Here is a 12,094-nt window from a genome sequence, read left to right as displayed (position 1 = left end):
AGTGAAAAAATTCACAATTCCAACTATTTTTTTATTCTTTTTATCAATAAACAATGACTTTTTCATCTAGCATCTCTAGATAACTACTTTTGCTATTTTTTGTTGGCTGTTTTCTTATTCATTTAGGCGTTTTGGTACAAATAATTTTGGTTTGCGCTTTTACCCTAGTATAATCTTTACTATAGATAAAGGGGTTATTTTATGAACTATCTGAAAATGTTTTTTATGAATGGTACCAAAACCGCTGGAAGAATTACCCATGCGTTTTATATTCTTCTACGGGTCATCGTTACAGTAATGTTAGTCGATCAAATTTTTCAGCAAAATATGGGGAATACTTTTCTCTTATTGCTAACTCTAGTTTTATTTGAAATTCCTTATCTTCTAGAAAAAATGTTAAAGATCGAAATCCCGAATATGTTAGAAATCATTATTATTTCATTCATTTTTAGTTCAACTGTTTTAGGAGAATTAAGTGACTTCTACGGGTATTTCTCAATGTGGGATACTATCTTACATGCTTTAACTGGTTTTTTAGCTGGTGGGGTTGGTTTTTCACTTGTCTACTTACTGAACAAAAACACGAAAACAATGAATCTAACACCATTATTGTTAGCTATCGTTTCATTTTGTTTTTCAATGACAGTCGGTGTGATGTGGGAATTTGTTGAATTTTCAGCTGATCATATATTTCAACTGGACATGCAAAAAGATAGCCTTGTCCAACAAATCAATAGTGTGGAGTTAAGTAAAGATGGCAATACTGTCCACTCGATCCCTAATATCGAGCAAACCATCGTGGAATATAAAGATTCAGCTGGAAATACAGAAAAATATGTGATTTCTGGTGGTTATCTTGACATAGGAATTATTGACACGATGAAAGACCTATTCGTCAATTTCATTGGAGCCTTGACGTTTAGTATCTTTGGTTATCTTTATAGCCAGAATGATTATCGGAAGTTTACTTTTATCCGTAACTTCATCCCCAGAAAAAAGAGAGAATCACGAACTGAAAGAAGAAAAGCACCTTCGAAATAAACAAAATTTTATTATCAATTATTCTTTATGTGATTCTATCGATAACTTTAGAAACTAGTATAAGAAAAATTGTCTACTATTAAAAGCCTGGGGCAAGGACGTCCTAGGCTTTTTTGATGGGTATAAAAACAAATAAAGTGTGTTCAGGAATTGTACTACTTACACTTATTAAAGAGATCAGATAAACCAGCTAGCAGTGGTTTCACGCTTCAGGGGATATTTATTGAAAAAATGGTCCAAAAGCGATAGGTGTCGAAGCTAATCCTCGACCTAATTCTTGTTCAAAGCGTCTCATCGTCGAAATTTTTAAATAAAAAGCTGCGACTGGTGGTGTCAATTGACTCTTGATCGCTAAAGGGCGTAGTTGATATTCCAGATCTTTCATTACTCTTGGAAAATATTCTTGCTTTTCTAGTTTGTTTTTAGCCTCGATCAATGATACTCTTTCCCTTTCTTTGACTTCTTTATTAAGAATCAAGTCGTATAATTCTACTATAATTTGATTGATTTCTTCTGTTTTCTTCATGATATCGCTCCCTTTAATATCATTTGGCACATCTTTCTCAAAGCTTTAATAAATATTAAATGTATTATAGTCTAGATTTACCTCTTCAGGTCATTCATTTCCTAAATAACTGTTTTCCATTCATAATTGTATCCTATAGTTATATATACATTCTTACATTTCAGCCTAAACCTATTTGAAATGAAACCAGTAGGTCGGAAAAAAGAAAGCCGAAATAACCATGATCACAGAAAATAGCTGATTCTACTTTCCATTATCACGGTTATTCCACAAAAAGAATCTTAGTCTTTTTTAGCTTTTATATTCAATTTTTCCAAAGTGTCCATTGCTAAGGGATACTCGCTATTCGGACGTCCATCAAAATTCTCAGCGATAATCGTAAACCCTAGCTTTTGGTATAGTTGAATGGCAGGATGACTCCAAGTTTGCGTATGCAGATACACTGGTCCATGAGATGCCAGCTTTTGGAAAATACGCAATACTTCGATCGTTAATGCTTTGGCAATCCCTTTTCCTTGATGCCTCGGATCTACTGCCAGCCAATGAAAAAGCGGATAGCTTCCATCCTTCCGTTTTTTGAACCAAGCGGTACAAGTCGCGATTTTTTCACCTGTATCAGTTACAACGAAAAGCATTCGTTGCTGAAGTTCTTCTTGATAAGGTAAAAAAGCTCTCTGAAAGTAAGCAAGTGCTTCTGTTTCTGTTGCGAACTCTCCGACTGATTGTTCGATTCTTGCCCATTCGGTTTCATCGCCTAGACGGTAGTACTCAAAATGATACCCAGTCGCTAAAGATTGCGTAGGGAGACTGTCACTTAATGGACGAGTCATCCAAATCTCGGCATAAGGAACATGTTTATCTAGCATAAGCTAACTTCCTTTCTAAACAGAATAGCTCTTTCTATCTGTTTTATCACAAAAGTTTGAACATCTCACTGTAGTCATTGATGGCTAGTTCATTCAACTAGCAATGGTTACATGCTTGCATCCACTGTTTTTGCTTCGCCAATGATCCGTACTTCTGTTTCCAAAGACACATCAAATTTTTCTTTGATCACTTCTTGGATATGCGCGATCAATTCTGTATAATCCGTAGCGGTCGCATGATCAATATTGACAATAAAGCCAGCATGTTTTTCAGAGATTTGAGCGCCACCCCATTTTAAGCCTTGTAATCCAGCTTCTTGGATCAATTGACCAGTAAAATGCCCCACAGGACGTTTGAATACACTCCCACAAGAAGGATATTCCAATGGTTGTTTCGATTGACGTAATTCAGTCAGCTCGTCCATCCGCCCTTTGATTACTTCATGCTCTCCTGCAGTTAATTGGAAACGTGCTTCTAAAACGACTGCATCCATTTCTTGGATTTTACTATGTCGATAAGAAAACGCCATTTCTTCGTTGGTTAGAGTTTTCAACGTACCATCTGCTAATAAAACATCCACTTCTGCTAATACGTCTTTGATTTCACCGCCATAGGCACCTGCATTCATATAAACAGCGCCTCCGATACTTCCAGGAATGCCACAAGCAAACTCAAACCCGGTTAAAGAAGTATCTAACGCCGCATAGGTCGTATCGATCAATTTTGCTCCAGCTTCAGCTGTGACCATCGTCCCAGAAACTCGGATTTGTTTCATCTCAGTCAACATGATCACCATGCCACGAATCCCACCATCTTGAACAATCAAATTACTGGCATTACCTAAAACCATCCAAGGTACATCATGGGTTCGGCAATAATCCACTACTTCTTTTACTTCATTTTGTGTTTTTGGGAAAACGAGAACATCCGCTGGACCGCCCGTTTTGGTAAACGTGTAATTCATCAATGGTTCATCAAACAATAGATTGAGTGCTGGTAAATTTTTAACTAAGTCTTCTTTATTCACTGAGGATTTTCCTTTCTATATCAAACATCCCCATTATTCTATCACGCTTAAAACAAACTTGCCAGTTTCCCTCACATTTGTTGTCTTGTATGTTTGCGCAGCATTTCTTCACAAAGTGCATGACTTTGCATGATCCCTTGTTGCTTCAATCCTTCCATTGAAGGTTTTTCTTTGCTAATCTCTGCAAAAAATGTTTGAACCATTGGCTCAAAACCACGTTTGACTAATGTATTTTCCCAATCGCCAAATTTTTCTATTTCGACGCCTGATGCTCGTTGGATCGTCATATCCGTTAATTCCGCCACTTCATAAGTGCCACTTTTACTAGTGATCTGATAGTTCTCGCTATTTGCTCCACTTAAAAGATCCATTGTTAAAATTGCTGTTTGATGGGCTGTTTCCAATTGTAAAACCGCAAATTCCAAAAATTCTTTTGTTTCACGGATCTGATATTTCGTACGCAAGATCGGTTCGTCCAAAAGATATACCGCCGTATCAACAAGATGTAAAAACAAATCATAGATCACAAATTCCGTTGTTTCCTGAGCGGCAATTCGATTTTTTTGTAACTGGATTAGCCGCTTCTCGGGGACTTGTTTCAAACGTTCGACCATTGGAGCAAAACGTCGATTGAATCCAACCATTAAGACAACTTGATTTTTATCTGCCAGTTCTTGTAATTCGTTGATTTCATTAAGGTCAACACTGAGTGGTTTATCGATATACACATGCACCTGATTTTCAAGACATTTTTTGGCTAATTCATAATGTACCTTTGTGGCTGCATGAATCATACAAGCCTTGATATCCTGAGACAGTAGTTCATCAATTGATTCATATAGATGGTCAAATCCATACATTTCATGGATTCGTTTTTTCGTTTCTTTGTTTCTAGTCGCAAAGTAGAAATCAATCTTTCCTTGATTTTTTGCATAAGTAGGTAAATACGCTTTTTCTGCAATATTACCCACACCAATCACACCAATTCGCATGTTCGTTCCTCCAATCCATTCATTACTCTTATCTTACACTATTTTTTAGTAAAATAAGGTACAATAGAACCACAAATGCTAATCTAAGATCCAAAAGAAAGGATGCGTATTTAATTGAAATTTATCTCCTGGAATGTGAATGGCCTACGTGCAATCGTCAATAAAAATTTTTTAGACGTCTTTCATGAATTAGATGCCGACTTTTTCTGTCTTCAAGAAACCAAACTACAAGCCGGTCAAATCGAATTAGACTTACCTGGCTATCATCAATATTGGAATTATGCAGAAAGAAAAGGCTATTCAGGCACAGCGATCTTTGCCAAAGAACCCGCACTAAATGTCTCTTATGGAATGGGCATTGATTTACATGATCAAGAAGGACGTTTGATCACACTTGAATACCCTGAATTCTTTCTAGTTACTTGTTATACACCTAATTCCCAAAATGAATTAAAACGCTTGGACTACCGTTTACAATGGGAAGAAGCCTTTTACCATTACTTAGAAGAACTAAAAAAACAAAAACCAGTCATTGTGTGTGGCGACTTAAACGTTGCCCACCAGGAAATTGATTTGAAAAATTGGAAAACCAATCAAAAAAATGCTGGCTTTACGATGGAAGAACGAACTGCCTTCTCACACTTGTTAGCAAATGGCTTTATTGATACCTTCCGCTATTTCTATCCTGAACAAACTGGTATTTATTCTTGGTGGAGTTATCGTTTCAATGCTAGAAAAAACAACGCAGGTTGGCGTATCGACTATTTCTTAACTAGTGACGAGTTGAAGCCACGCTTGATAGATGCAAAAATCCATACCTCGATTATGGGAAGCGATCATTGTCCCGTAGAACTAGACTTGAAATAATCTCATTGTTAGCCATCGTCATCCTAGGCAGGACTGAATATTTTTATTAAAGAGAATGAAGAAAGATCAGCAAAGATGCTTCTTTTTTGAGCGTGGTCTTTCTTCATTTGATTGATTTTTTTTACATATCCATCACTTTCTTTTCTTCACTTTTTATGTTAGTGTTTATTTTTTAAGGAGGTTTTATGCACATGAATTTTGTTGCAATGGACTTTGAAACAGCCAACCATCAATCCCACAGTGCTTGTTCATTAGCATTGGTTATGGTCCAAAATAGCCAAATTGTTGATGAATATTACACACTCATCCAGCCAGAAACACCTTTTTTCTGGAGAAATGTTCAAATTCACGGTATTCATCAAGAAGATGTTCGTACCGCACCCAAATTTCCTGAAGTTTGGCAAACGATTCAACATTATTTCCAAAAAAACCGCTTAGTCGTCGCTCACAACGCAGCTTTTGATACGAAAGTTCTAGCTGGTTGTTTAGATTATTACAATTTGCTCCAACCTCATTATTTATCTTTATGTACGGTAAAAACCAGTCGTCGTTTATTTCCAGAGATGCCAAATCATCGATTGAATACTGTCTGTGAAAATTTAAATATCACTTTAGCGAATCACCATGATGCATTAGAAGACAGTCGTGCCTGTGCAGAGATTTTACTTTATCAAGAAAAACACTTTGGAACAGATCCTTTGAAAAAATTAGTTACCCTAAAATGAGCTACTAAAAAACAGGTAGACAAAAAATCCATGGTTGCTTTTTACAGGTAACCATGGATTTTTTGATCGCCTTTTCTAACCTTTATCCCCTTCATTCCAACCATTCACCAATTTTTTCTGATTATTTGAAAAGATGTCCTCGATACAACGGTAAGATATGAGACACTATACTCAATAAAAGTGAAAGGAGTATCATATGCCATACGTTAATGAGTTACACCGTCTCTGTGACATCTGGGCACTTACCTTAGGCTTGAAAGATAATGTTAATTGGATATCAAGTGATGATAAAACCAATTATCCTTTATTACTTTCGATTTATATTGAAACATTGAAACAAGATCACGATAATTTTTTTATTGAAACAACAAAAAAAGAGAAGTTCATCCAGTCCCTTGAACGAAGTAAGCAATTTTACACATTTGAACATGGTGAAGAACTATCAAATGTCCTTCAAACTATGAGGGATGATGACCCTACAGATTTCATGCTTCTCCCAATTCACTATCTTTTAAAAAAACCGAAGATCGATCTCAACATGGGAGTAATAGATGGATTTCGCGTTTCTGGATTATTGATTTATAAAGCCCCTACTGGTTATAAAGCAGTAATAGTTGATAAAATGAGACCTATTGATGGACTTCCTGTCTCCTACGTCTTGATTCCGCCAGAAAATTTATCCTCTCTTTGCGAAAAACTACTTCTAAACAATCAAGTTAAAAAGTACACAAAAGCAGAATTACCAACTATAAAAAAAAGAGAAATATTAGAGACAATCATTGATCACTCTATATCTAAAAAACTACTTCCTCTTAATGTATATACTGGCTATCAAAAAGTAGCTAATGATACTACCCTTGCAATAAAAGCACCTATCAAAACAGCATTATTTCACTGTCAATACGATATATTTAAATTGAGGGGTCCATACTATGAAAAAATCACTTGGAAAAATGTTAGTTCTAATTCTAATTCCAATCCCACTATAACCGCTCGTAAATCTTTGTTAGCTACTATAAAAAAATTCAGTGGCGTCTCAAATTGTTTTGATCATTTATTTTCATGGTATTTAACAAAAAAGCAAAGAAAAGTCAACTATGACTATACCGTTGGCTTTAACAAAGATCCCTTTATCAACCAAATTTTTACGGGAGAAATCAATGATCAATCATATTTCTATCAAAAAAAGCAACAGTGCATTACAGCTTCAAAGCACATCCAAAAATCTACTGTTTTTCGAAAAATAGAAATAAAAAATGCTAACCCTGTCCGATAAAGTACTAACGGGTCAAATAAACAAATGATTCAGAAAATCTATGTTGCACTCTTTAGATTTAGGAGGAATGGACTGACCGTTCCTCCTAAATCTAAGATCAGTCAATCAATAAAGACATCCTATAGACATCCAAAAAGTCCCCATCATCTGTTCGGGCCCCTCTTTTCATAAGCGCTTCGATTTCAAAACCCATTTTTTGATACAAGTGAACCGCTCGTTCATTTCGAGTTTGCACATCTAGTTCTAGTCTAAAAAGTACACCATTTTCTTTCACCCAAATCAATACTTCTTCAAGCAACATCGTTCCTAATCCCAAACCCCAATAGTCCTTTAAGATGCTGATCCCAACTTCTCCCACATGAGAGATGCGGTATTGTTCGCTTGCTTTAACAGAAACAACCCCGATGATTTTTTGACCCATACAAGCTAAGAGTAAAAGATTATTGTTGCTGTCTTGTAGATATTCGATAGATAAAGCTAAGGCTTCAGGTGTTAGCTCCATTCCTTGTTCATCCATAACCAAAAAGTCAGTCTCTTCCTCTACTTGTTGCATCATTGCTAATAATTCACTGGCATCCTTTGGCTGAGCTTCTCGAATGGTCAATGAGATCTCTTCACTCATTGTTTTGTCTCCATTGTTCCACGATCCGCTGTTTGAAAGCTTCACTTTGCTCCCCATATGCTTGCATTTTCACATATCTATATTCTAAATCTGTATCACTTTTTTCTAAAATCAGTTCCAAATAGTCTTCTGGTAATGCCTCTTCTAAAAGATTCCCCCATTCAATGACAGATAAACCCTCTCCTTCAAAATACTCATCTAAACCAAGATCCGCGCCGCTAGCTGCTACACGATAAATATCCATATGATAAAGTGGCAATCTACCTTGATCATATTCCCGAATAATTGTATAAGTGGGGCTCTTGATCATTTGTTCGATTCCTAATCCGCGAGCAATCCCTTTGGTCAGCGTTGTTTTTCCGGCTCCTAAGTCACCAGTTAATACTAAATTATCCCCAGGCAGTGCCACTTCACCGATGACTTTTGCCAATTCTTCTGTCTTATCTAAACCACTTAATTCAATCATTCTAACTTACTCCTTCATCTAGCCTTTTGTGACAGTATATCGTGGATGGAAAATTTTTTAAAGCAAAAAAAAGCTTGGGACAAAGGTCGTCCCGAGCTTTTTCATATGTGTCAAAATGAATAAATGTTTTTCAATCATCAGCTCCTTGCAATAAGTCTAAATTTTTCAAAACATGAGAACTGTTTCAAAAAAATCAGCGCTTATACGCTCGGAGCTGATCGCTTCTTTCATGAACTCTTATTCATTTAGTCTTAGATCTTAGTCTAATAATGTTTGGGCTGCAGTAATGATCGCTAATTTATACACATCTTCTTCGTTTGCTCCACGAGATAAATCAGAAACTGGTTTATTCAATCCTTGTAAGATTGGTCCGATCGCTTCAAAGTTACCAAAACGTTGAGCAATTTTGTAACCAATGTTTCCAGATTGCAATTCTGGGAAAACAAAGACAGTTGCTTGGCCAGCTACATCAGAATCAGGTGCTTTTAGTTGAGCCACTGAAGGAACATAAGAAGCATCAAATTGTAATTCGCCATCAATTACATATTGAGGCGCTAATTTTTTAGCAATTTTAGTGGCTTCGACCACTTTATCCACTTCTGGTGCTTTCGCAGATCCTTTAGTTGAAAAACTCATTAATGCTACTTTAGGATCAATATCGAATAATTCAGCAGTCTTTGCTGATTCTACAGCGATTTCTGCTAATTCTTGGGCATTGGGATTGACATTGATAGCACAATCTGAAAAGACATATTTTTCTTGGTCACGTCCACGTACCATGATCATCGCACCACTTGTTCGGCTGACGCCTGGTTTTGTTTTGATGATTTGTAACGCTGGACGAACAGTATCTCCAGTTGAGTGAATCGCACCAGAAACCATCCCGTCAGCAATTCCCATATATGTCAACATCGTACCAAAGTAATTGACATCTTTTAAGATGCTTTCTGCTTGTTCCTTGGATGCCTTTCCATTACGACGTTCCACAAAAGCTTCAACCATTTCATCCCATTTATCATAACGATTTGGATCAATGATCGTAAAACTTGAAGTTTTAATTCCACGAGCATGAGCAGCAGCTGTGATTTCTTCTTCGCTACCAATCAAAATAGGTTCCACTAATTCTTCCGCTTTCAAACGAGCTGCTGCACCTAAAATTCTTGCATCAGTTGCTTCAGGAAAAACGATTTTAATGCTGCGACGTACAATTTTGAATCTCAAACTATCAAACAATTCCACAAGATGACCTCCAGATATTTTCTATGTATCCATCATACACTATTCCTAAAAAAAAGAACAGTTTATTTTATCTGTATCAGTCAAAAAACCATTAGTAATGAAGTCTTTCACATAACATACAACCTGACATATAACAGGAAAACGCTGTCTTATTACACTGTTTCAGGTAATTGCCAATCGATCGGTGTTTCCCCTAATGCCATCAGTGCATCATTGGTCTTAGAAAAAGGTTTAGAGCCTAGGAATCCTCGATGAGCTGATAATGGACTAGGATGAGCAGATGTTAAAATGATATGCCGACTTTTATCAATCATTTTCATTTTTTCTTGAGCCGGTTTTCCCCATAAAATAAAAACGATTGGTTTTTCTCGTTCGTTTAATTTTTCAATGATTTTATCCGTCAATATTTCCCAACCTTTGCCACGATGTGAGTAAGCTTGACCTTCTCGGACCGTTAGTACCGTATTTAATAGTAAAACGCCTTGCTTAGCCCAAGAAACTAAATTGCCATGTTTGACCGGCGAAATACCTAAATCACTTTGCAATTCTTTATAGATATTGTTTAATGATGGTGGAATTTTAACCCCTTGTTGCACAGAAAAAGATAAGCCATGTGCTTGATTGACACCATGATAAGGGTCTTGACCTAAAATCACAACCTTTACTTTTTCGTAAGGAGTCAATTCCAACGCTTCATAAATATGATACATATCTGGATGAATTTTCTGAGTCGTATATTCTTTTTTTAAAAAGTTTCTTAACTTTTGGTAGTATTCTTTTTCAAACTCATCTGTTAAAATCGTTTGCCAACTGTTATGAATGATTTCTTTCAATCGTTCCACCTCCAACAATCAGGATAACTCACAAATTCTTTCTTAACAAGGGGCAATCTTCGCACGCAGTGTCATCTGGATATGGTAAACTAAGAAGAAGAGAAAGAAAGGAACGATGAGAGTTATGATCAAATTAATCGCATCAGATATGGACGGTACTTTATTAGATGCCCATATGAGTATATCACCCGAAAATGCCGAAGCGATCCGCTTTGCCAATGATGCAGGGATTGAATTTATGGTTGCGACTGGTCGCAATTATCAAGAAGCACGTGCGGCTTTAGATGAAGTTGGCATTGATTGTGCCATGATTACGCTAAATGGTGCGCAAGTTTTCGACAAAACAGGAAACTCCTTGTTCACTGTTCCAATACCGACTCTAAAAACTGCAACTGTCTTAGATATCCTTGATCAAAATGAGATTTATTATGAAGTATCGACCAATCAAGGGCTTTATTCTGAAAGCCAAGCCAAAAGAATTGAAAGCTTTGCCTCAATGATTGGTAGTCATCTCCCCCATTTAACATATAAAATGACGATTGCGATGGCTTCAGCCAACCTTGAACTTTTGCATATCAATTATGTTGATAGTATTCGGGACTTGCTCCAAGACGAAACATTAGAGGTATTAAAAGTGATTTGTTTCCATACGGAAGGTCCGCGAGTATTGGGTCCAGTTGGAAAAGAAATCAGTGAACTGGGTGACTTAGCTGTTACTTCGTCTGGTCAAAACAATATCGAGGTCAATCACAAAAATGCCCAAAAAGGAATTGCTGTGGCTCATGTCGCACATGACCGAGGAATCGAATTAGACGATGTCATGGCGATTGGGGATAATTTTAATGACGTTAGTATGTTACAAGTGGCTGGTGTTAGTTTTGCGATGGGAAATGCTGAAATCGAAGTCAAAGATTACGCAAAATTTGTCACTGATACTAACCTGGAGTCTGGGGTCGGCAAGGCAATCTTACGGGCAATTTCCGAAAATCTATAATTTTCGAGAAAAGAGGGAGAAAGATGTCAGAATTTTTCATTCAAGAAAAGCATCTCAGTCGTGTCACGAGGACTGTTGTTAAAAATGAATCTGGTAAATCCATCTTCTTAATGGTTGGTCGTTGGGGAACAAAAGGAGATGCTTTGTCTCTTTATGCAATGAACGGAAATCTTGTGGCACATATTAAACAAACGAGTCTAACTTTCGGAACCCGTTTTGAACTTTATAAGGATTTTAAAAAAGTGGGAACGATGCAAAAAATCTTTAACTGGCCCGGGGATTTTTACTATGTACGTCGTCTTCATTGGACAGTTCAAGGAGATATCTATAACCATCAATATCAAATCCATCATTTTAATCAACGAATCATGAAAATGGATAAAGCAACGCTTTTTTCTGGAGATTATTATGTACTTGATATTCCAATGGAAGAAAATGCGCCTATCTGTATCTGTATCGCAGCTGTATTAGACTACTGGTTATACCGTAAAAACCATGACAAAGATACACCTCTTTCTTACCGATTAGACACAAATTAACTTGCTCCTTCTTATAATCAGAATAACTTCAAGAAAAAATAAGCCATCCTCTAGGAAACAAGACCCGCTAGTCAGAGCAA

14 protein-coding genes are annotated in these 12,094 nt (G+C 36.6%); 6 read left to right on the top strand and 8 right to left on the bottom strand.

Annotation, left to right across the window (positions count from 1 at the left end):
* The first annotated feature begins 201 nt into the window (after positions 1-201).
* Positions 202-1,041, top strand: coding sequence for a hypothetical protein (locus IGJ18_RS03700; RefSeq protein WP_010719854.1), 840 nt, complete (start codon positions 202-204; stop codon positions 1,039-1,041).
* Positions 1,042-1,261: 220 nt separating this feature from the next.
* Here the strand turns inward: IGJ18_RS03700 and IGJ18_RS03695 are convergent, their stop codons facing one another.
* The 4 genes from IGJ18_RS03695 to IGJ18_RS03680 form a co-directional block, all read right to left on the bottom strand.
* On the bottom strand, positions 1,262-1,567 hold the full coding sequence (locus tag IGJ18_RS03695; RefSeq protein ID WP_081127860.1) for a bacteriocin immunity protein: 306 nt from the start codon (positions 1,565-1,567) through the stop codon (positions 1,262-1,264).
* A gap of 281 nt (positions 1,568-1,848) precedes the next feature.
* Entirely contained in the window at positions 1,849-2,433 is a 585-nt protein-coding gene (locus tag IGJ18_RS03690; RefSeq protein ID WP_010719856.1) for a GNAT family N-acetyltransferase, read from the bottom strand.
* A 107-nt stretch (positions 2,434-2,540) separates the two neighbouring features.
* A complete protein-coding gene (murB, locus tag IGJ18_RS03685; RefSeq protein WP_010719857.1) occupies positions 2,541-3,461 on the bottom strand; it encodes a UDP-N-acetylmuramate dehydrogenase in 921 nt (306 codons plus the stop codon).
* 71 nt (positions 3,462-3,532) lie between these two features.
* Complete coding sequence (locus tag IGJ18_RS03680; RefSeq protein WP_081127858.1) at positions 3,533-4,453, bottom strand: Gfo/Idh/MocA family protein; 921 nt, start codon at positions 4,451-4,453, stop codon at positions 3,533-3,535.
* Between the two features lie 114 nt (positions 4,454-4,567).
* Between IGJ18_RS03680 and IGJ18_RS03675 the strand changes: the two genes are divergently transcribed.
* From IGJ18_RS03675 to IGJ18_RS03665, 3 genes are all read left to right on the top strand, one after another.
* Complete coding sequence (locus IGJ18_RS03675) at positions 4,568-5,320, top strand: exodeoxyribonuclease III (RefSeq protein ID WP_010738301.1); 753 nt, start codon at positions 4,568-4,570, stop codon at positions 5,318-5,320.
* A gap of 191 nt (positions 5,321-5,511) precedes the next feature.
* Positions 5,512-6,045, top strand: a complete 534-nt coding sequence (locus IGJ18_RS03670; protein ID WP_010719861.1) for a 3'-5' exonuclease — start codon at positions 5,512-5,514, stop codon at positions 6,043-6,045.
* A gap of 196 nt (positions 6,046-6,241) precedes the next feature.
* Positions 6,242-7,321, top strand: a complete 1,080-nt coding sequence (locus IGJ18_RS03665; protein WP_409534501.1) for a hypothetical protein — start codon at positions 6,242-6,244, stop codon at positions 7,319-7,321.
* Positions 7,322-7,418: 97 nt separating this feature from the next.
* Here the strand turns inward: IGJ18_RS03665 and IGJ18_RS03660 are convergent, their stop codons facing one another.
* From IGJ18_RS03660 to IGJ18_RS03645, 4 genes are all read right to left on the bottom strand, one after another.
* Entirely contained in the window at positions 7,419-7,943 is a 525-nt protein-coding gene (locus IGJ18_RS03660; RefSeq protein ID WP_438842908.1) for a GNAT family N-acetyltransferase, read from the bottom strand.
* Complete coding sequence (gene tsaE / locus IGJ18_RS03655) at positions 7,936-8,409, bottom strand: tRNA (adenosine(37)-N6)-threonylcarbamoyltransferase complex ATPase subunit type 1 TsaE (RefSeq protein WP_438842907.1); 474 nt, start codon at positions 8,407-8,409, stop codon at positions 7,936-7,938. The genes IGJ18_RS03660 and tsaE overlap by 8 nt, the downstream gene beginning before the upstream one ends.
* Positions 8,410-8,667: 258 nt before the next feature.
* The gene (gene pta, locus IGJ18_RS03650; protein WP_010719866.1) at positions 8,668-9,648 is read right to left on the bottom strand and encodes a phosphate acetyltransferase; all 981 of its coding nucleotides are present in this window, start codon (positions 9,646-9,648) and stop codon (positions 8,668-8,670) included.
* Between the two features lie 152 nt (positions 9,649-9,800).
* Positions 9,801-10,481, bottom strand: coding sequence for a uracil-DNA glycosylase (locus IGJ18_RS03645; protein ID WP_438842906.1), 681 nt, complete (start codon positions 10,479-10,481; stop codon positions 9,801-9,803).
* Between the two features lie 124 nt (positions 10,482-10,605).
* Between IGJ18_RS03645 and IGJ18_RS03640 the strand changes: the two genes are divergently transcribed.
* Both IGJ18_RS03640 and IGJ18_RS03635 read left to right on the top strand, forming a co-directional pair.
* Positions 10,606-11,475 (top strand): Cof-type HAD-IIB family hydrolase, encoded by an 870-nt coding sequence (locus IGJ18_RS03640; RefSeq protein ID WP_438842905.1) that lies wholly within the window; start codon positions 10,606-10,608, stop codon positions 11,473-11,475.
* Positions 11,476-11,498: 23 nt separating this feature from the next.
* Positions 11,499-12,014 (top strand): LURP-one-related/scramblase family protein, encoded by a 516-nt coding sequence (locus tag IGJ18_RS03635; protein WP_010719869.1) that lies wholly within the window; start codon positions 11,499-11,501, stop codon positions 12,012-12,014.
* Positions 12,015-12,094 lie beyond the last annotated feature (80 nt).

This window comes from Enterococcus sp. AZ078 (assembly GCF_051714985.1).
Classification (GTDB): Bacteria; Bacillota; Bacilli; order Lactobacillales; family Enterococcaceae; genus Enterococcus_B; species Enterococcus_B hirae.
The sequence above is the reverse complement of the archived record's forward strand: the minus strand, read 5'-3'. Positions and strand labels throughout refer to the sequence as shown.